Source organism: Microcoleus sp. FACHB-831, assembly GCF_014695585.1.
In the GTDB taxonomy this organism is placed as follows: domain Bacteria; phylum Cyanobacteriota; class Cyanobacteriia; order Cyanobacteriales; family FACHB-T130; genus FACHB-831.
Window position 1 is genome coordinate 1 of the sequence record NZ_JACJON010000022.1, and the last position, 21,328, is coordinate 21,328.

General features: G+C 44.1%; 16 protein-coding genes and 1 tRNA gene. 8 read left to right on the plus strand and 9 right to left on the minus strand.

Annotation, left to right across the window (positions count from 1 at the left end; all coding sequences use genetic code 11):
- Positions 1-176: 176 nt before the first annotated feature.
- The 4 genes from glyQ (at position 177) to H6F77_RS02830 (ending at position 4,411) form a co-directional block, all read left to right on the plus strand.
- Positions 177-1,043, plus strand: coding sequence for a glycine--tRNA ligase subunit alpha (gene glyQ / locus H6F77_RS02815; RefSeq protein ID WP_190485163.1), 867 nt, complete (start codon positions 177-179; stop codon positions 1,041-1,043).
- 316 nt (positions 1,044-1,359) lie between these two features.
- Positions 1,360-1,839, plus strand: coding sequence for a DUF4079 domain-containing protein (locus tag H6F77_RS02820; protein WP_190485165.1), 480 nt, complete (start codon positions 1,360-1,362; stop codon positions 1,837-1,839).
- A complete protein-coding gene (locus H6F77_RS02825; protein WP_190485167.1) occupies positions 1,839-4,271 on the plus strand; it encodes a ComEC/Rec2 family competence protein in 2,433 nt (810 codons plus the stop codon). Before H6F77_RS02820 ends, H6F77_RS02825 begins: the two co-directional genes overlap by 1 nt.
- Before the next feature lie 53 nt (positions 4,272-4,324).
- Positions 4,325-4,411 (plus strand) — tRNA-Ser (locus H6F77_RS02830).
- Between the two features lie 17 nt (positions 4,412-4,428).
- On the opposite strand, the gene H6F77_RS02835 is transcribed toward H6F77_RS02830, so the two are convergent.
- From H6F77_RS02835 to H6F77_RS02845, 3 genes are all read right to left on the minus strand, one after another.
- Positions 4,429-5,325, minus strand: coding sequence for a phosphodiester glycosidase family protein (locus H6F77_RS02835; RefSeq protein WP_190485169.1), 897 nt, complete (start codon positions 5,323-5,325; stop codon positions 4,429-4,431).
- Complete coding sequence (locus tag H6F77_RS02840; protein ID WP_190485171.1) at positions 5,300-5,446, minus strand: hypothetical protein; 147 nt, start codon at positions 5,444-5,446, stop codon at positions 5,300-5,302. The genes H6F77_RS02835 and H6F77_RS02840 overlap by 26 nt, the downstream gene beginning before the upstream one ends.
- A 71-nt stretch (positions 5,447-5,517) precedes the next feature.
- A complete protein-coding gene (locus tag H6F77_RS02845) occupies positions 5,518-7,824 on the minus strand; it encodes a slr1591 family oxidoreductase (protein WP_190485173.1) in 2,307 nt (768 codons plus the stop codon).
- Between the two features lie 107 nt (positions 7,825-7,931).
- On the opposite strand from H6F77_RS02845, the gene H6F77_RS02850 reads away from it, so the two are divergent.
- Positions 7,932-8,534, plus strand: a complete 603-nt coding sequence (locus H6F77_RS02850; protein WP_190485175.1) for a glutathione S-transferase N-terminal domain-containing protein — start codon at positions 7,932-7,934, stop codon at positions 8,532-8,534.
- A 33-nt stretch (positions 8,535-8,567) separates the two neighbouring features.
- On the opposite strand, the gene H6F77_RS02855 is transcribed toward H6F77_RS02850, so the two are convergent.
- Both H6F77_RS02855 and H6F77_RS02860 read right to left on the minus strand, forming a co-directional pair.
- Positions 8,568-9,308, minus strand: coding sequence for an ABC transporter ATP-binding protein (locus H6F77_RS02855; protein ID WP_190485177.1), 741 nt, complete (start codon positions 9,306-9,308; stop codon positions 8,568-8,570).
- A complete protein-coding gene (locus H6F77_RS02860) occupies positions 9,301-10,107 on the minus strand; it encodes an ABC transporter ATP-binding protein (RefSeq protein WP_190485179.1) in 807 nt (268 codons plus the stop codon). Before H6F77_RS02860 ends, H6F77_RS02855 begins: the two co-directional genes overlap by 8 nt.
- Positions 10,108-10,557: 450 nt before the next feature.
- Between H6F77_RS02860 and H6F77_RS28815 the strand changes: the two genes are divergently transcribed.
- From H6F77_RS28815 to H6F77_RS02875, 3 genes are read left to right on the plus strand one after another with little or no spacing between them, the layout of a single operon-like run.
- Positions 10,558-10,635, plus strand: coding sequence for a hypothetical protein (locus H6F77_RS28815; protein ID WP_375335914.1), 78 nt, complete (start codon positions 10,558-10,560; stop codon positions 10,633-10,635).
- Positions 10,629-10,820, plus strand: coding sequence for a hypothetical protein (locus H6F77_RS02870; RefSeq protein ID WP_190485181.1), 192 nt, complete (start codon positions 10,629-10,631; stop codon positions 10,818-10,820). Before H6F77_RS28815 ends, H6F77_RS02870 begins: the two co-directional genes overlap by 7 nt.
- Before the next feature lie 49 nt (positions 10,821-10,869).
- The gene (locus H6F77_RS02875; RefSeq protein WP_242021862.1) at positions 10,870-11,640 is read left to right on the plus strand and encodes a class I SAM-dependent methyltransferase; all 771 of its coding nucleotides are present in this window, start codon (positions 10,870-10,872) and stop codon (positions 11,638-11,640) included.
- Here H6F77_RS02875 and H6F77_RS02880 read toward each other — a convergent pair.
- The 4 genes from H6F77_RS02880 to H6F77_RS02895 all read right to left on the minus strand — a co-directional run bounded on the left by H6F77_RS02880 (position 11,637) and on the right by H6F77_RS02895 (position 21,033).
- Complete coding sequence (locus tag H6F77_RS02880; RefSeq protein ID WP_190485183.1) at positions 11,637-12,569, minus strand: branched-chain amino acid ABC transporter permease; 933 nt, start codon at positions 12,567-12,569, stop codon at positions 11,637-11,639. The genes H6F77_RS02875 and H6F77_RS02880 overlap by 4 nt on opposite strands.
- A gap of 291 nt (positions 12,570-12,860) precedes the next feature.
- On the minus strand, positions 12,861-14,513 hold the full coding sequence (locus H6F77_RS02885) for a diguanylate cyclase (protein ID WP_190485185.1): 1,653 nt from the start codon (positions 14,511-14,513) through the stop codon (positions 12,861-12,863).
- On the minus strand, positions 14,506-14,898 hold the full coding sequence (locus H6F77_RS02890) for a response regulator (protein ID WP_242021864.1): 393 nt from the start codon (positions 14,896-14,898) through the stop codon (positions 14,506-14,508). The genes H6F77_RS02885 and H6F77_RS02890 overlap by 8 nt, the downstream gene beginning before the upstream one ends.
- Before the next feature lie 84 nt (positions 14,899-14,982).
- Complete coding sequence (locus H6F77_RS02895; RefSeq protein ID WP_190485187.1) at positions 14,983-21,033, minus strand: PAS domain S-box protein; 6,051 nt, start codon at positions 21,031-21,033, stop codon at positions 14,983-14,985.
- Positions 21,034-21,328: the final 295 nt, after the last annotated feature.

Consider the following 21,328-nt stretch of genomic DNA (forward strand, 5'->3'; position numbering starts at 1 on the left):
GGCCGTCAGTTCGCTTCGCTTGCGCTTGGCTCTCTCCACCGCTTTATCAATGTAGCTTGCTTCTCCTAAAAGTGTCAAGTATTTTGAAAAAAAAACTTCCAGGTTGCTAAAATAGCCTCGTAGAGCGGATTTGCGCCAAAATGAATTATGCGTTGCACGCTTGAGGGACGAAATTTGTGAATTTTCAGTCGGTGATCGCTACATTAAATGGATTTTGGGCCGAACGCGGTTGTCTGATTGCCCAGCCATATGACATAGAAAAAGGAGCGGGTACTATGAGTCCGCATACTTTCTTAAGGGCAATCGGCCCTGAACCGTGGTCGGTAGCCTATGTGGAACCTTGCCGTCGCCCCAGTGATGGACGCTACGGTGAGAATCCTAATCGCTACCAGCACTACTATCAGTACCAAGTAGTAATCAAACCTTCACCAGATAATATTCAAGAAGTTTATCTGGATTCGCTTAGAGCTTTAGGCATTCGTCCTGAAGATCACGACATTCGGTTTGTGGAAGACAACTGGGAATCACCGACTTTAGGGGCTTGGGGTGTTGGTTGGGAAGTCTGGCTTGACGGAATGGAAATTACTCAATTTACCTACTTCCAGCAGTGTGGAGGGCTTGATTGTCGTCCTGTCTGTATTGAAATTACATATGGTCTTGAGCGGTTGGCAATGTATCTCCAGGAAGTAGATGCATTGACTAAAATTCAATGGACGGCTGACATTACTTATGGGGATGTTCATCTTCAGGGGGAGATTGAGCAGTGTACTTATAATTTTGAGGCGTCAAATCCTGATTTGCTGTTTACGCTGTTTGGTCTTTACGAGCAGGAAGCAGAGCAACTTATACAACAGGGCTTGATTCTGCCCAGCCTTGACTATGTTTTAAAATGTTCTCATACCTTCAACTTGCTCGATGCTAGAGGTGTAATTTCTGTAACCGAGCGGACACGTTATATCGGCAGAATCCGCAATTTGGCACGAAGAGTGGCTCAACTATACCTAGAACAGCGAGAACGGCTGGAATTTCCGCTCAGAAGATAGGTAGAGTTTAAGAGAAGCGATGAATCGGTAAGACTGTAAATTATCTGGTTCATCTGCTATGAGGTTTAGTGGCACTTTAGGTAGACACACAAGATGCGATCGCATCTTGTGTTTTCCACAACCAGGTATCTGGCAGCCGTTTTACTTGCCAAAAGGGAGTTCGCAAAATTAAGTTAATAGCAAGATGACAATCAGCCCTAGCTGTATTAGAGGAACTTTTAAGGCATTAAGAGTTTAATAACAACGATTGCATCGTCTTCTGAGGGCACGCTTCAGTTACAATGTGACACGAACAAGTTTTAAGGATGTGAATCCAATGGCTAGTCTCAATGAGCTTCTGGAGCCAATTGCTAACCAATTCCGCAATCTGGGAATTCCAGCTCCAATCGTGCATTGGGGACATCCATTGATGATGGCAATTGTAGTGTTGGTAATGGGCAGCTTTGTTGGCTGGGTAGGCTGGCGCGGACGGTTAGTTGCCGATAAAGATGCCGCTATTAAAAGTCGAGCAGATCAGCGCAAACTTGCACCTTGGATGTTTCTATTCCTGTCACTGGGTTACACAGGGGGAGTTTTATCTCTGGGGATGCAGCATCAAGCTATTACAGAAAGTCCACATTTTTGGACAGGTTCAATTGTGCTAGTGTTGTTGGCTCTCAATGCAGTAATTTCTATGAGTAGCTTTGGAGGCAATAGACCGTCGATGCGGACGGTACACGCCTACTTAGGAAGCACGGCACTGTGTATTCTGTTCCTTCATGCTGTACTAGGTTTGAAGCTGGGTCTATCAATATAATGAATCCGGCAAGCGGCGCTATTTTAAGCCTAGCGTATATTCTTGGTTTAGTTTCTACAGCTATACTGGGCCTTCGGTCTACTGGACTTCAAGATTGGGAAAGATCTGGGATAGCCCTTTTAGGAATGGGGGTGCTAGGGGTCGTAGCGGCAACGATAGTACCAAAATTGTGGAGAAGTGGCCCAAAACCTAGATTGTGGTTAGCTGCTGCAATAGTTGGAGCGATCGCCTTTGTATACTTTCAGGTGAGAATGCCGCAGCTTGCTGAAAATGACATCAGCAAGTTTGTTCCACAGACTGGAGAGAGGGCGCAAGAACAAGTTGTAACGATTCAGGGCAAGGTTGATAGCATACCGCGCCTGACGAGGAATCAAAGAGCGCAATTTTGGCTAGAGGCGATACAGCTTAATGAGATAGAGGGTAGCCGGGACAAACCCGCTGATGTGAATAAGAAGGTGACAGGCAAACTTTACGTGACTGTGCCTTTACTCCAAGCTACAGGTATTTATCCAGGTGAAGCGATCGCTGTTACGGGCATATTATATAAACCAAAACCTGTTGCTAATCCAGGAGGCTTTGATTTTCAAGCTTTCCTAGCTCGGGAAGGAGGATTTGCGGGGCTTAGCGGGCGTCAAATTACCTTACCAAATACAGAGATAAGCGATCGCTGGGGATGGTGGGCTGTGCGGCAGCGAATTATTAGGTCGCAAGTTCGCGCCTTAGGAGTTCCGGAAGGCCCGCTTCTTAGTGCAATGGTAATCGGCAACCGTTCAGTCGATATGCCCTACGACATTCGCGATAGCTTCGTGCGAATTGGGTTAGCTCATGCTTTAGCCGCTTCTGGATTCCAAGTTTCTCTAATTTTAGGTGTTGTATTAGCACTTACCCAGCGGCATTCGGCGCGGATACAATTCATCTGCGGAGTGGTTGCATTGCTGATTTTTGTAGGCTTGACAGGGGTGCAACCATCAGTAATGAGAGCGGCAGTGATGGGATTTGGGGGTTTAATAGCCCTCGTTATGAAAAGAAAAGTCAAGCCCTTGGGATCGCTGCTTGTTGCAGCAACTATCTTGCTAGTATTAAATCCTTTATGGATTTGGGATTTAGGATTTCAACTTAGTTTTTTGGCGACGCTGGGATTAGTGGTAACAGTATCGCCGTTAACTAAAAAATTAGATTGGTTGCCGCCTGCGATCGCTACTTTAGTTGCTGTTCCTATTGCTGCAACAGTCTGGACTTTACCACTACAAATTTATACGTTTTACCTTGTTTCGCCCTACAGCCTTCTTGCAAATGTCATTAGCGCACCTTTGATATCAGTCATTAGTTTAGGTGGCTTTATCAGCGCGCTCGCTGCATTAATTTTGCCAATGGCGGGAAGCGCCCTAGCGTGGTTGTTATATTACCCAACGCACGCACTAATTATTCTTGTACAGTACTTTTCTCAGCTGCCTGGAAATACTGTTGCAGTTGGCAGCATTTCCCTTCTCCAAATGCTGGGACTCTACGGGCTAATTTTGCTAACTTGGGTTCATAATTGGTGGCAGCGGCGGTGGTGGTTCGCAATGCTTATTGCTTTGAGCCTGGTTGCTGTACCATCTTGGCAAACTAAAGCAGCTTTATTTCGCGTTAGTGTATTGTCAACAATGGGACAACCTGTATTAGTGATTCAAGACCAGAAGCAGGTGCTACTCGTTAATAGCGGGGATGCTGATACAGTCGATTTTACTGTTCTACCTTTTCTACAACAACAGGGTGTTAATCAAATTGACTGGGGAGTAGCAATTGATTCGCAGCCCGCTAGCAAAAGTGGCTGGATACAAATTCTTAAAAGGCTACCAATTAGAACTTTTTATATTAACTTTGGTACAAACAGCCCTACAGCAGCTAAAAATCGGGCATCAGAAGAAAAAAATAAAACACCTAAGCAAGATTCTTCTGTAGAGCAAGATTCTAGTAATTCTCCAAAAGATACTTTTACTGATACGGAAACAATTATACGTGCTGTTAAATCTCATCAAGGTATTCTGCAAAACTTGCCTGTTAAGAAAGATTTGCAGATTGGCGCAACAACTCTTAAGTTAATAAGTGCTTACCCTACGGTGTTACAAATGCAAATACAGGATCAAACTTGGTTATTAATGGGGGATCTTAAGTCTGCCGACCAAAGACAGCTATTATCTGAAAATCTGCCTCGCGTCCAGGTATTGCAATGGTCTGGAGAACCTTTGATATTAGAGCTTTTGAAGGCGCTAGAACCTAAAGTAGCGATCGCTTCATCTAATAGTATCGACCCAGAAACAGCCCAAATGATGCGGCAAAGCAATACTAAAATTTATTGGACTGGTAAGGATGGCGCTATCCAGTGGACGCCTAAAGGTGAGTTTGAGACAACCCTAGAGACCACAGAAAGCGATGGTTCGCTTTTATAAACCCCTGCCGAAGTATGCAATAGATGGTAAACTATACTAAGTAACAACTCTGTGGAGAGGTGGCAGAGTGGTTGAATGCGGCAGACTCGAAATCTGTTATGGGGTAACAGCCATCGTGGGTTCAAATCCCACCCTCTCCGTTTAAAATCTGCAAATATTAGCTGGATACTTGAGGATAGGATGGCCTTTCTCCGGCTTGGAAGCGCATCCAAGCGTCTCTGATAGCTGTAGGAGCTGGATGTTTTGCATCATAAACAACGATAACGTTTGTTAGCTCCCGTCCAGGACGAACCAAGATTTTTCCGGTTTTGGCTAGTGCTATAGATGAGCCACCATCAAGATTCATGGCTTCGTAACAGCCAATTTTCCTCATCAGCTGCGCCTCGCGTTCTAAAGTTAAGCGCGTTAGAAAGGTGACGAGAACGAGTTTTTTTCCCCCTGCTGGGAAACCAATGGCCGATCGAGGTGCAATCCCCATCACACGAGGATCGGTAAAGCCTTCAGTTCGAGGCGCTACAAAAATTTTTCCGTTTCTCAATAGTCTAGGACCGCTGGTGATGGAGAACCAGTGCTGATGCCATTCTGGAGTACCATCAATTCGTGTTGTCAGCATTTCTGGTATATTGCCAGCGCGGAGGCCTAGGGTTGTGCCATAGTTTTCTTGAGGAATATATTGAATAAATTGTCCGGCTGAGACTAAGTTTCCCAGCACTTGTTTTTGAGCATTTTTGCCAAAGAATGTGCCGCTGGCAACTATAGCAGCATGATACCGCGCAACCATCCTGCGAAAAGATTCATCGCCGTTAGCTCTTTCGGTGTTAGAAATGTTGGAATTATTAGCTAAACCAAGGACAATTAAAGTTTGAGGGTTAGTAAGGTCAATAGTGGTTTGATAGAAAGGAACTCCGGCAACTCGACGGCGCTTTACTTGTAAGGGTGGAGATGCGCTCGCTGGTGGGATTGTTAATGCTGTGGCTAAGGCAGCGCTACCTAAATATAGAAAAGACCGCCGCGACATTTTACCGAGGCTATTCGGTTGTTTTGAGCTGAGCATAAGAACCTTTGAGCAGAGTTGTGAAAAAGTAAATTATGGCGATCGCACCTTGTCTATAAAAATATTCCACCACCCGTAAATCATTAATTTTTGCGGTGTTGGAAATAATTACTCTGCTCAAAAAGCTATATCCGGAAAGTTAGGAATGGAGAACATTAAACCCCTAATCATCAGTCATCAGTTGCGAGATTGCTAAATAATTTCTATCGTTTTTGCTCCTTCAATTGCTGGAATGACACGACCAATAATGCGACTTTCCTGATAGCCTAATGCTTTTAGGGAGGCTAAACAGACGGCTGCTCGTTCAACAGGTATGGATGCAAGTAAACCACCTGCTGTTTGGGGGTCGAAGAGGATAGGAAAAATAGAGCGATCGCTCGCTTGTGATAAATTAGTAATATGTCGTGATGCCTGTAGGTTCTGCGGATATAAAGAACTAAATAGCTCTAAGTTTAAAGTCTCTATTGCACCATCTAAAACTGGTAGTGCTTCTAATTTCAACTCCACACCTACACTAGAAGCTTTAATCATTTCTACTAAGTGTCCCAGCAGACCAAAACCAGTAACATCAGTACAGGCAGATGCTTGATGTTCAAACAAACACTTAGCTGCTAGTTGATTTGACAACAACATAGACTTAACAGCGCCATCAATCCACCTACCTTTGGCTTTTAGGCGCATATCAGCAGCAAATAAAGTACCTGTACCCAAGGCTTTAGTTAAAATTAGTAATTGCCCTGGTTGCATACCGCTTTTTTTTAGTAATTGGTGCGGATAAGCTAATCCGTTGCACGATAGCCCAAATACAAGTTCAGTACCTTCAGTTGTATGTCCACCTACAAGAGGAGATTGCGATTGGCTAAGTATCTTCATTGCACCGGATAGCAATTGATATAAGGTTTCTTCCTGCTTTTCTTCTAATCCATAGGGTATTGTGGCAATTGCTAGGACGCTTTGAGGTTTTGCTCCCATAGCAAAAATGTCGCTTAAGCAGTGATTGGTAGTAATTTGACCAAAGATAAAAGGATCGTTGATTAAGGCGCGAAAATAGTCAATAGTATGCACCATCAAACACCCATCTGGAACTTTAACAACAGCGGCATCATCTGGGGTGTTAAGTCCAATAACTATATCGTTAGTAACAGTTAATAAAGATTGGTCTTTATTAAGTCGTTGCAACGCTTTTTCTAAAATAGTACTACCAACTTTAGAACCACATCCCGCACAATGCATCGCGGGAGTTGGGATTATAGCTTGCGATTCTGGAGTAGAGTTTATTCCAAGGCTTAGTAAACCAACGTTAAATTTAACTATGCGATCGCTAGCATCTGACATATCTGGCAAGTTACTGAACTTTGCCATAAATTGACGGTCAATATAATCTTTTAAACGCCATAATAAAGGAGATTGCCAGCCGAAAGCGCCCCAGGAGGCGATCGCGCTTCCGTCTCCAGTTCCAATTAAACTTAAATATTCTTTCTGAGGCCTCCAAGACTTAAGAGGTTTTTCTAGTAACTGACGCCGCAAATTATTAAACAATGGCTTCCCCGCACGCACAGCAAAGACGCCAGCTTTGGGACGCGGATGATTAACAATTGTAGCTATATCACCGGCAGCAAATACTTGGGGATGAGATAGCGATCGCAAATAGTCATCTACTTGGATAAAACCTTGTGAATCAGTAGCAAATACTGCTGATTCTATCCAATTAGGTGCTGAGGCTTGAGTTACCCAAAAAAGCTTATCGTAATCAAGTGTAAACCCCGAATTGCATTTAATATTTTGCGGTTGAACTTCACTTACAATTTCGTTTAAATGTAAATTAACGCCCTGTTCTATTAAAGATTGCTGAACCAGACGACGTACCCAGCGATTGTACTTGGGCATTAATTCATTACTACTATGGATTAAATCAATTTGAAGATTATCTATAGGTTGTTGAGAAACTTCAAAAAAAGGTTTGAGACGAGACTGCATTGCCAGTGCTAATTCAACGCCACCAGCACCGCCACCGACAATTGCAATTCGTATTGGTTTATTAGGAGTTTCGGCAACGCTTTTAAGCAGTTGGTTCCAGCTATCTAAAAATTTGGGTACTGGCTTGGCAGGAATAGCGTATTCTGCTGCGCCTGTTACAGATAATATGGCTGGAGTGCTGCCAATATTAATTGATAACAAGTCAAAAGCAACATCGGGGCGATTAGCACAAATGACTTTATTATTTTCTAGGTCTAAACCAATTACTTTATCAATCAACAATTGGGCTTGGGCAAATTGGGCTAGGGGTCGCAAGTCAATATGACTTTCGTCGTAATTATAAAAGCCTGCAACCATACCAGGGAGCATACCTGAGTAGGGGGTGTGGGATGTTTCTGTTATCAGGGTTAGGCGAACGCCTGGTAGCGGGTTCATGCCAAACATTTTTAGGACAATGGCATGGCTGTGTCCGCCACCGATTAGGACTAGATCTTTAATAATTGGCTGTGAGACTTGCTGCATTGCTAGGTATGCTATTTGCAAGAAAATAAGAGTTGTTGGGGAAGCGATCGCGCTGCCTTTTTCAGGCTACACTACGCTGTTAGATTTAATATCTAAGCACTTAACCCATGATCGATCTCTACACCTTCACCACCCCGAACGGTCGCAAGGCTTCCATAATGTTGGAAGAAGTTGCGCTACCCTACAACATCCATAAGATTGACATTACAAAAAACGAACAATTTAACCCAGAGTTCGTAGCAATTAACCCCAATAGCAAGATTCCGGCTATTGTTGACCAAGATACGGGTATAACTGTTTTTGAGTCTGGTGCTATCCTCATCTATCTAGCTGAGAAAACGGGAAAATTGCTACCAAGTGATCCAAAGAGTCGTTCTGAAGTAATAGAGTGGCTAATGTTTCAGATGGCAAGCGTAGGGCCAATGTTTGGCCAACTTAACCATTTTAGAAGGTTTGCACCCGAAAAGATTTCTTATGCCATCGAACGCTATGAGAAAGAAACTTTACGCTTGTACGGCGTATTAGATAAGCAGTTAGCAGATAAGGAATTTATCTGTAGTGATTACTCGATTGCCGATATTGCAACATATCCTTGGGTTGCCATTTATGAATTTCAAGGATTAACCTTGGATAATCACCCCAATCTCAAGCGGTGGGTTGAAACGATTCAGCAGCGTCCGGCAGTTCAACGCGGAATGGCAGTGCCATAAACAAGTGATAAGGCAAAAGAAAAAACTTTTGCCTTATCCTAAATAGGCTTTTTTAACGCGCTCGTCATTTAATAAATCCGAAGCTTTGCCTGTTAAAGTTATACTTCCAGCTTCAAGGACGTAACCTCTATCGGCAATTTGCAAAGCAAGGTTGGCATTTTGTTCAACTAAAAGGATAGTAACTCCTGTCTTCCGCAAGTTTTCAATAATCAAAAATATTTCTCGCACGATTGCGGGGGCAAGTCCTAGACTAGGCTCATCTAATAATAATAATTTAGGACGGCTCATTAGAGCGCGTGCGATCGCTAACATTTGTTGTTCGCCGCCGCTGAGAGTTCCTGCTAGTTGGTTACGCCTTTCTGCTAATCGCGGGAATATTTCAAATTGGCGGTCAATATCTACTTTTACCTCTGTTCGATCGGAACGAATGTAAGCACCTAATTCTAAATTATCAAAAACAGTTTGCCGTGCTAATACTCTACGTCCTTCCGGAGAGTGGGCAATGCCAAGTTGCACGATCTCATGTGTTTTACGGCGTGTAATGTTACGTCCGCTGTAAATAATTTCACCACTACGAGGAGTTATTATTTTAGATATAGCGCGTAGTGTCGTAGTTTTACCAGCACCGTTAGCGCCAATTAAGGTGACAACTTCACCAGAATTAATTACTAAATTAATATCCTTTAGCGCTTGAATACCGCCATAATTAACAAAAAGTTGGTTAATTTCTAGCAGCACCACTGCTGGTGACTGGGGTACATAATCATTAATCATTTCCTAGATAAGCTTCAATAACAGCGGGGTCGTTTCTAACAATAGAGGGTTCGCCCAAGGCAATCAATTTGCCAAAATTTAAAACTGCGATGCGATCGCACAAACCCATCACTAATGGTACGTGATGTTCAATTAAGATTATAGTTAAATTGAAATGTTTGCGAACTTCTCGAATAAATTCGCTAAGTTGATGCTTTTCACTAGGGTTCATACCTGCGGCTGGTTCATCTAATAGTAAAATTTGGGGTTCAAGAGCAAGGGCGCGAGCAATTTCTAAACGACGTTGATCGCCGTAAGGGAAATTTGTAGCTTTTTCGTAGGCGCGATCGCTCAATCCTACCAAATCTAGCAACTGCATAGCCTTTCTTTCAGTTTGGATTTCCTCCCTAGAAGCTGATGGCAAACCGAGAACGCCTGTCATAAAGTTAGCTTTGATATGGATGTGACGGGCGATGGTGACATTTTCTAGCGCAGTGCGATCGCCAAACAATCGAATATTTTGAAAAGTGCGGGCAATGCCTTTACTAGCAATAACATGGGGTCTTAATCTAGAAATATCTTCGCCTCCATAGATCAATTGCCCCCCAGAAGGCTGAATCATCCCCGTAATAAGATTAAACAGAGTTGTTTTACCAGCACCATTGGGGCCAATTAGTCCAAAAATTTCGTTTCTATTAACGGTGAAAGACACATCATTTACAGCAATCAAGCCGCCAAAACGACGACTTAGTGCTTTCGCTTCTAAAATAGAACTGCTGTTAGATGGCGGGATGTTAGGGTGTAGTTCAAGGTGGTTCATCTGCACATATTAACTTCTATGTGGCGAATTTCATTTCCCAGAGGATCTTTAGCCTGGGAAGGATTTACAATAGCCACATCTCTTGATTCTTCCTTTATTATCAGCTAATGCAGCGCTGCCTTATATAGTACGGGACTAAAAATGTAATGGCAGAAAATCTGAATCAGCCGGGAGATTACGACGCAGTTAAAGGCGGTAAAAACCCACTGCCTGCCGCTGAGTGGTGCAGTATTAGGCCGTTTGCTAGGAGTCAAGCACCGCTTAGGCAGGTAAGTTGTCGAGGTAAGACTCGCTGCTTTAAAAGATGTTCTTAACTACAGACAAGGCGTTAAAGCGAGATCCATATATAATTTGGAACGGCAGGAACCAGAAACGCATGAAGCAATAGGCGAATTCAATCTCTATTTATTTTTTAGATGCGTCCACACCCTAAGAGGCCATAACACAAGCGTGAGTTCAATTGCAATCAGTCCCAATGCGCGGACGCTAGCCAGTACAAGCTATGACAATACTATCAAGCTGTGGTAGCACTAAGTACACGGAAGCAAGTTCGTACCTTCACAGGTTCTACCAACTGGGTTACTTGCATCGCTTTCAGGCTAGATGGGCAAGCTTTAGTTAGTAGCAGTTGGGAGGAAATAAAAATATTTAATACACCATTTTTTCCTTACGATCGCACAAATATGATTTTAAAATTACTAGCTATTCCATAAATTGATTAACTAGCGATCGCACTCTTCTATCCCCTGAAATAAAACACGCATGATGACATCAATCAAAACTAAGTTTCAAAAATTACGTTTGGCATCAATTATCTTTTTTATTATAAGCTGTCTAGCTATTAACCCAGCGATCGCATCCCCCACAAACCCCGCTGCATCAACTATCTATCAACAGCGCACTGTCCACAGCCCAGATGGTACGGGGAAATTCTACATGAGTCGAGAAATCGCTAAAGTCATGGGCCATCAGGGAGCCATGTGGCTGGAGAGACCTAGTAGAGAAAATGAAGAAAAGCCTAATTTAATAGTGGATGCGCTGGATTTAAAACCAACCGATGTTGTTGCTGATATTGGTGCAGGTACAGGTTATTTAAGCTTTCGCCTTGCGCCTCGCGTTCCAGAAGGCAAAGTTTTATCAGTTGATATTCAACCTGAGATGCTAGATATCATTAATTTTCTAAAGCAAGAAAACCAAATTAACAATGTTGAGCCAATTTTAGGGAGAGAGAACAGCCCTAATTTACCCCCTGAAAGTGTTGACTTGGCAATAATGGTGGATGCTTACCATGAGTTTTCTTATCCTAGAGAGATGATGCTGGGGATTGTCAAAGCGCTTAAACCAAATGGACGAGTTGTTCTAGTTGAATATCGAGGTGAGAATCCCTTTGTACTCATCAAAGGCTTGCACAAAATGACCCAAAAACAAGTGCGTAAAGAAATGTCTGCGGTAGATCTACAATGGTTGGAAACCAAGAGTATTTTACCTCAGCAACATATTATGGTGTTTGAGAAACAAAATAACTCGCGTTAGCTTTGAGCTTTGCCGCTCTTTTTTCTGTTAAATATATCTGGTGTAACCAAACCTTGGGGGAAAAATATTGTTCCTATAACAATTAGCAATCCGAAGATAATTAAGCGCCCATCTCGCAAAAATTGAGTTAACCAAATTGGTAAACCATTAGTATCTGCGATCGCTCTTAGAACTTCTGGCAAAGCTGTAAATACCATCCCACCAAAAACTGGCCCCACAAAAGTTCTTGTTCCCCCAATTAAAACAGAAGTTAAATAAATAATACCCGCATCAAAGGTGCCTTGGCGGGGATTCCAAGTATTGAGAAAGTGGGCGCTTACTGCACCAACAACTCCCGCCAATATAGCCCCAAGCGTAAATGCCAAAACTTTGTAATAAGTCGGGCTAATTCCCATCGCGCCAGCAGCTAATTCATCTTCCCGAATTGCTATAAATGCCCTTCCCACCCGAATGCGTTCGAGTCGATAAAGTAATATCATACTAATAATTAGTAAAGGCAGCGCTATCCACAAATAATCTATTTGTTTTGTGAAAGGTTGGGGAATGCCAAAAATGCCAACTGCTCCGCCAGTAATATCAAGATTCTGGGACAATACCCGGAGAACTTCCACAAAAGCAATGGTAGCGATCGCCAAATAAATTCCTCTCAATCTTAGAGCCGGAATTCCTACAATAATTCCTAATACCCCACATACTAAACCTGCTATTAACATCTCCAATAGCAGTATAGGGATGGGGAATGGAGTACCAGATGATTTAAATATGGAAGTAGATAGAATCGCTGCAATATATCCACCCAAAGCATAAAACCCAGGGCTAGCTAAAGACAACTGTCCAGCCATGAGGGGCAAATAAAGAGAGAGTCCCAGTAGCGCCCCTAACACCATATTGACAATTAGAGGCCCGTAAATGTCTAAAAATTCACCCATTAGCTTATATTACCCGATAATACGGCTATAGAATATATTAAATGTTTTATTTACCTCTTTAGGTAATATTCGCACAAGTTAGTATATGCCACTTAGAAAAACACTTAATAAACTTTCATAAGATTGCTTTTAGCACTAATAAAAAATTTTATATTAATAACTAAAATGCTTTTAAATTTGCTAAAAAGGCAAATAAATTCCCTATTAATACTAAAATATCTAACTTAATATGCCATTTGATTTAACTGTTATTGATAGGTAAAAATTAGTGTATATCCGCATTTTTTTTGTTTATTCGCCTAACACAACTTGGTTGCGTCCCCTGCGTTTAGCTTCATACAAAGCTTTGTCAGCAGCTTCATTAAGTAAAGTAGAATCTACTTCCGTCGGATAAGCAGCGATACCGCAGCTAAAAGTCACAGAAAACTCAGCGCCCTCAGATTGCTGCCTGACGTGGGCAAAGCCCTCGCGCAGTTCATCGAGTACTTTAACAGCCGTTGGCCCATCTGTATCGGGTAAAATAATAGCAAATTCTTCCCCGCCATAACGCCCAATAACATCAGTTTTACGGAGACGCTGTTGCAAAATACGGGACAAACTTTTCAGCACGCGATCGCCAGTCAAGTGGCCGTATGTATCGTTAACTGCCTTAAAATCATCAATGTCAATCATGGCAAAAGCTACATGATTATTTTGTCGCTCAGCCCGTTTTATCTCGATAGCTAACTGTTCTTTAATCGTCGTATGGTTAAGCAACCCCGTCAAACTATCGCGAACTAGGAGCGATCGCAACAACCGCGATCGCTGCACTCTAGGCATCACCGAAGCAATTAAATGTCTGGGCTGAATAGGCTTATTAATAAAATCATCCCCACCCAACTGAATCGCTGCTAGCTGTTTATTAACATCAGTTTCTGTCGATAGAAAAACAATCGGAATGCCCACATAAGTCGGTTGCTGGCGAATTACGGCAGCTAGTTCCAAGCCATCGCAACCCGGCATATACATATCCATCAAAATTAGATCCGGCCTGAACTCAATCAACGGTGACATAATTTGCAGCGGATCTGTAACTACAAAAGTAGTCATTCCTGCCTGCTTTAAAGTCACGGCATAGTAAGCCGCTAAACAAGCATCATCATCAACAATTAAAATGCGATATGGTTCTGGTGCTTCCGTCGCCGTCAGGGTATCTAAAGCATCAATCAACTCCCCAATATTGATAGGTTTAGGAAAATAAGCTTTCCCCCCTGCCCGCACAGCCTGCAAACGAGCCATCAGATCGTTCCTAGCCGACATGAACACAACGGGAATAGGTTGTTCGCGTCCTTTCTGAATCGTGGCAATTGTTTTCGGGCCTGCCAAACTATCTTCAGGAAAGACCACATCCATGATTACTGCTGCTGGGAGGGTTTGGGCGATCGCCGCTTCAACTTTGGCAAAGTCGTCATAGGTGTGAACTGTATAGCCGAAACAACTGATTTGCAGGGCTAAATCTTGCAACAAATCCGGGTCATCTTCAACCAGCAAAACTAGACGGCTGTTTGAGGATTCCGATGGTGCGATCGCCATCGGAAAATTAATATTCATTTCCTCCAAATGGGGCGGAGGAGCGATCGCAGCCTGTTTCAATACCGTTAACAAAACATTTATCTGGCCTTCCTGTTCTGCGGTTAGCGACTCGCCGCTTTCCATGACAGCTTTAACAAACAGTTCCAGCGTCCGTGCGGTATTGCCAAGCGAAACAAAACCAAACGTTGCACTAGAACCACCCAAACGGTGTGTAAGATTATGCAGATCTACTAGAGGTTGATTATCTGCTGGATTTTCTAGAACCTGTCTCCAAGTTTTTTCAACTTGTGCAATTCGCTCCGGTAGTTGCTGTGTATAAGCAAGCCGTAAAGCGAGTAACTGTTCTTGTGCATCTTTAAGGGCATCAAGCATGGTATTGCAACCATATGCGGTTGAGATTTGCTGAGAGAGTCATAGGATCAAATGGCTTTGCAATCACATCCCAAACACCCAGTTGTTTATAATAAGCTACTTCATGAGTTTGGACTTTTGCTGTCAAAAAAATCACAGGAGTGGTTAAAGTTTGCGGTAGTTCGCGCAAAGCTTTGAGCGTAGCCATCCCATCCATACCCGGCATCATTACGTCCAGTAAGATGAGATCGGGGGCAAAAATTGGTGCTGCTTGAATTGCTTCCTTGCCCGAACTACAAATTTCAACTGTGAAACCGCCAACAACCTTTAAGCCCAAGCGGGCGACGGTCTGGATGTCAGGGTCATCTTCCACAAGAAGGATACGAGTTAAAGGTGGTATGCTCAAGGCTGTTTCTCTTAGGCGTGTTACGAAGAGCGTTTGATTTAGGGACAAGCAAGTTGGGGGCAGCAACCCTCTCCCCATTAATGCTTATAATAATTGCTGATTATTAATCAAGCCACCATGCCCAATCAAGGATTTGATAGTATCTAGCAGCTGCTGATTGGAAGTGCGAGATTTTACTAGAGCAGCTGCCACTTGCTGCACTGCTTCCATACCAACTTCCTTGGCTGAGAACACTACAGCCGGGATTGGCGGACGAGACGGGTTATTGAGATAAGGTAGTAATTCTAGACCCGATCCATCTGGTAAACTGACGTCAAGCATAACGAGGTCAAAGGTTTTGGTTTTGAGCTTTTGTTTAGCCTGCTGAAGATTCTTGGCCGAATCAATTTCAACTAAATTGTGCAAAATGGTTGCGACGACTTGAGTTAAATCGGGATCGTCTTCAACATAGAGGACATGGGGTTTGAGAGTATTTTCTTGTGCAACTGCTTGTCTTACTGCTGACATCAATCGACCTTGATCGATCGGTTTATCCAGCCAATCAAGCACGGCAAAGCCACCGCCGCTGAGTTCTTCGCGTCCTTGCAAAGCTTTAGCAGAAACAACAATAATGGGCAGGCGCTGGGTAGTTTCATCCTCCCTGAGTTCGCGGATCAAAGAAATGCCATCTTTATCGGGGAGAGCCAAATCTAAAGTCATCGCCGCATAACGATGTTGTGCGAGTAACTTTTTAGCTTCCGCTGCATCATAGGCAATGTCTGTAAGTACACCATGTTGCTGTAGCATCATGCTCAACAGCGTGGCAATATCGCGGTCATCTTCACATACTAGAATGCGTGGCAGTAGGGGGGATGTGTCGCTAGTATCTGAGTGTGAGAGTTCGTACCATTCTGGTAGCTCGAAGTAGAAGCTAGTACCAACATTGATTTCGGTTTCAAAACCCATCTGACCGCCAAGTTTTTGAATTATGGCTTTAGAGATGCTTAAACCCAAGCCAGTACCGCCCTTCTGGCGGGTAGCTGAGGAATCTGCCTGGGCAAATTTCTGAAAAATGCGGGGACGAAATTCTTCTGGTATCCCAGAACCGCGATCGCTGACTGTAACCCGGATAGCCTGAGCAAGGCGAGAAACCGAGACAACTACAGTGCCATTGTGTGGAGAAAATTTTGCGGCGTTGGAGAGTAGGTTAGTCAATACTTGTATCAAGCGATCGCGGTCAACATTTACCTTCACATCTGGCAAAGCGCCGTCTACAACCAACTGTACCCCCAATTGTTCGGCATAGACCCGGTTTGCTTCTATAGCCTGCTGTACTAGCGGCATCAGTTCAAGCGGCTTCATGTTGAAGTCCATCTTCCCAGATTCGATCTTTTCAATGTCTAAAATGTCGTTTATCAACAAAATCAGACGTTCGCTATTTTTGTAAGCAATATCTACCAGCGCTTTTGCATCCCCAGGAATTTCACCCGCGATACCACCCAGAATCAGGCTCAGAGACCCGCGTACCGAAGTTAGCGGCGTTCTTAATTCATGACTAACAATTGACACAAATTCATTTTTCAGGCGCTCAACTTTCTTACGCTCAGTAATGTCGCGTACAATAGCCAGCACCTCATCAGCACCATTGGCAACAACCCGCGCCTCGCAATCGCGAGCCGCAGGGTCTAATACTTGATATTCAAAAACTTGTGTCTCGCCAGTTATAATTGCCTGACCCACATAATGCATTGTCTGTTGTGCTACCTGGCTTGGTAACATCTGATGGACAGTTCTACCAATGACGGCATCAGCACTGAGGGCTTGATTATCGTTTTTAGCCGCTCTGTAGTCCAGATAAGTTCCATCCCAACGGATGCGGTACATCGAATCTGGAATAGCGTCGAGCAGTGCCCTATTTTTCTCCTCGCTTTGGCGTAGTATTTCACTTTGGCGTAGCGCTTCTTCGGCTTGCTTGCGTTGGGTGATGTCCTTCATAAAACAGTGATGGCCGATAAATCGCTGTTCCTTGTCGTAAACAGAGATCATCACCACCTGCTGGTGAAATATCGATCCGTCTTTACGAACCCCTCTTGCCTGAGTTTCCACCTTGCCATCGATTAACATTTTTTGATAGGCAGCTATTAAATTTTCTAGATCTTCAGGATGTACCGTAGGCGTCCATTGCATACCCACCATTTCTTCAGGCTCATAACCAACGGCACGGGCATAGGCTTTGTTTACAGCAATATAGCGTCCGCTTGTATCAAGCCGCGAAATTCCCTCTACGGCATTTTCTAGAGCAGCTCCTAAATTGCGTAAATTTTCCTCTGCCTGCTTGCGTTCGGTGATGTCAAAAATAGCCCCATCGAGGCGAATTAATGCTCCGCCTTCATCAAGGATGCCCTGGCCTTTGTTATAAACCCATCTCACAGCCCCATCAGCTCTAATTATCCGGTACTCAATGATGTAAGGCTGTCGGGCTTCTACCCCTTCAAGTACAACCCTCTCCACCATTGTTGCGTCTTCGGGATGAACAATACTGGCAAAGGTTCGTACCAAATTTTGAATAAAGTCAGAAGCAGGATAGCCAGAAATTTCTGCGATCGCCTCACTGATGAACTCCATCGTCCATTCCCTGTCACAGGCACAACTATAAACAGCACCGGGGATGTTAGCGACTAGAGTGCGGAATTTTGCTTCGCTGCTGGCGAGTGCGGTTTCCGCAAGCAAGCGATCGCTTGCTTCCATTGCCAAAGCAGCCATATACGCCAAATAATTTGCAAAGTTTTCCTCCTCTACCCCCCACTGCCTTTGCGTACCGATGTGTTCCAGACAAAGTACCCCTACTGTCCGCCCACCGAGCCGAATCGGGACATCCAACATTGAGGTAACGCCCAAAACACTCAAATAAGACGCCGAAAACTCCTTCGTCCGGGAATCGGTGTGGGCATCGTGAGCAGCAATTACGCGCTCTGCCTCCAGTGCTTGGAAATAGCTCGGATAATCAACACCCTCAAGCTCTATACCAAAGCTGTGTTCGTGATTAATCAGTTCGTACAAGTCAACGCATTTAATCTTTGTGGGGATACCGCCCTGCGATCGCCCGTTATACAACCACACGCTCGCTCGTGCGACGCCCAGAGTACTAACTGCTGTTTCGGTAATTTCCCGCCATGCCGCATTTAGATCGCCCGCGTAAAGTGGCTGACACCTAGCCAGATCCATCAGTGCTGTCTGCTGTCTGCGAAGCCGCGTTTCATTTTCCTGGCGTGCTGCTTCCGTCTGCTTGCGCTCGTTGATGTCGTGGAAATAAACCGACAGACCATCTGCATAGGGATAAGCTCGCACCTGAAACCAAGTATTCAACGGTGGATACAACTCTTCAAACTGAATAGTGGCTTGATCGGCTACAGCTTGGTGATAGTGCAAGGAGAAGATTGAGCCAACAGTTTCTGGAAACTCATCCCATATAGACTTTCCTATTAACTGCTCTTTAGTTTTGGAAAAAAGCTGTTCTGCTCGCGAGTTCACATAGGTGAACCGCCACTCTTGATCTAGGGAAAAGAAAGCATCCGTGATGCTTTCTAATATATTGTTAACCGTCTTGTGGGATTTTTGTAAATCTGCTTCGACCTGCTTGCGATCGCTTATATCTCGAAAGTACCAAATTCTGCCATAGTCTTCCCCTTGTGGCGAAAGTACAGCCGCTGAGTAACGGTCAAAAACGCTCCCATCTTTTAAATAAATTTCATCGCGGCTAGATTCACTGGGATGAGTATACAAATACTCCACCTTGCTAATAAACTCTTCTGGATCTTCAAGGCTTGACAGCACATAATTCACCATTATTCTGTCATCCCCAGAGCTTATAAGATCGTCTGGTATTTGCCACATTTCTTGAAAGCGGTGATTGTACGAGGTAATATTTCGCTTCTCGTCAATCACCAAAATTCCATCGATTGCTGCCTCCTGTTGCGCCTTCAAGATAGAGTTGCTGCGTCGCAGTGCTTGCTCAGATTGCTTGCGCTCGGTAATGTCTGTCGAAATGCCGCACACTGCATAAGAACAACCAGCAGAGTCGCGTAAGGGAAACTTTACAGAAAGGTAAGTGTGTAGAACATCTTCTACAGGAGCCACCTCCTCCCACTCTAAAGCAGATCCAGATCTTAGTACCTGTTGGTCGTTGGCATGAAAAGCGTCAGCTAACTCATGCGGAAAGATTTCGTGGTTGGTCTTCCCTATAATCTGGTCTCGATCGAGGTGAAACAACTTTTTAAACAGGCTGTTAACTAACAAAAATCGCCCTTGCTGGTCTTTGACGTAGATAACTGCTGTGGAGTTATCTAAAATTGCCTGCAATCGCGCCTCGCTGTCGCGCAAAGCCGACTCAGCGGCTTTACGCTCAGCCAGTTCAGATTGCAACTTCTCAAATAGAGCAGCTTGCTGAATCGCGATCGCCATCTGCACGCTTAACGTTCTTAGCAGCTCGACTTCCTCAAGCTCCCAGTGCCTTGAAGACTGACAGTGATGGGCAATAAGCAGCCCCCACAACTCTTCTCCTTGCATAATAGGCACGACCAAATTGGCTCGCACGCCAAAACGCTCTAGGGATTCAACATGGCATGGAGCGAGTTCAGCATTGTATATATCGTCAATTGCTCTAATACGACCGTTTTGGTAAGCAGAAACGTATCTTTTACCAAAGCATGGGTCTTTAATATTGCTCCCCAGAACAGATTGATATTCGTGAGCCACTGACTCGACAACTACAGTGCCGCTCCAATCAGGCTCAAAGCGGTATAAGAGCGCCCTATCCGTCTTAAGAAACTGCCGCACTTCGGCAACGGCAGTGTTGAGAACCTCATCTAGGTTCAGCGACTGGCGGATGCGCTGGCCAATTGCTCCTAAAAGCTGTTGCCGTTGCAACATTTGTTGCAATACTTGTTCGGCATGCTTGCGTCCGGTAATGTCAGTGTGGATACCAATTAGTCCGACAAGATTGTTATTATCGTCTGCGATCGCATCAGCCCGTAGCAAAATATTTAGCACGCGACCGCTGCGAGTACGCATCTCGACTTCACCGCTCCAGCAGGAGGTGCTATTTGTAATAGCACTCACTACTTCACTAGCAACATTCGGATCGCAGTAGCGTGCGGATGGCCCGCCAGCCGCATTCAGTTCGTCTGTTGTATAGTCAAATAATTCAATAAATGCCTGATTGTGATAAATAGAACGCCCTTTAGCGTTAGTAATAATGATGGCGTCACTGGCACTTTCAACTGCTTTGCTAATGCGAAGTAGTTTTTCGTCAGCTTCCATACGGTAGGTAATGTCGGTCTGCACCCCAACAAAGTTAGTCACTTTCCCTTCAGCATTGCGTACCGGAGCCATTCGCAGCTCGTTCCAGAATAGAGTGCCATCTTTGCGGTAATTACGCAAAACGATACTGCACTCTTTTTGCTCTTGAATCGCAGCTCGTAACTCAGCGCGTCCGGGTTGATCGGTGTCACTTCCCTGCAAGAAGCGGCAGTTACGGCCTACTACTTCAGCACTGCTGTAGCCTGTCATCTGCTCGAAACGAGGGTTGATATAAATAATTGGGTTGTCTGGCTGCGTTGCATCGCTAATCGCGATGCCGTCAGTACTAGCAGCGATCGCTCTTTCCAACAGACGTAGGTTTTCCTCAGTCTCGTTGTAGTGAGTTAGGTTATGTGTAATTGAAAAGCCCCGTACTAAGCCGTTTTCGTCCTGCAAACCTGCGATCGCGCCCTTAGAACAATATCGCGATCCAGCTTTATTCTCTGCGATCGCCTCTCTCGACACAATTGTGCCCCCAATTTCCCCCTGTCTGCTGTACCAAGGAGAAATTTCCCACTTCACCAAGTCTATGCTGCCATCAGCTTGTAGCAACGATTGTTCGTACTTTTCAATCGCTCCGCCTAAGACTCTTTGGTGGATTGCCTGCCAACCTTCAGTAATTTCATGCTCTAGCTGATAGTAATAGCAACCAATAATATTTTGTTCGCCAAGGCCACAAGCATTTAACCACCGACGGCTCGCTACTAGATAACGCATATCGCGGTCAAACATGGCCACAGCAGCGGGTGCATATTCTACAAACTGTTGAAGCAGATATTGATTATCTAGGCAATCCATAGCTAGGAGTACGTCTCATATTAAATCCATCCCATTCTTATAATTCCCACCAACAGCTAGAAACTATCATTTACCGAAGCGATAAACTACAGTCGAAGCTAGTATAAGGGATTCCTAACCAAATTTATTTTGGTATAAAGAGGTTTATCAGGTTTAATTATTTTTTTATTTATGTATTATGATTAATTGTTTTCGGCAGAAAGCGGTAGTAGGGCATTCGGCGATCGCTCCATCTTACACCTATTAATTCCTGCTTATAGGATAACAAGTAAATTGTTATTTACCTCAATAAAAA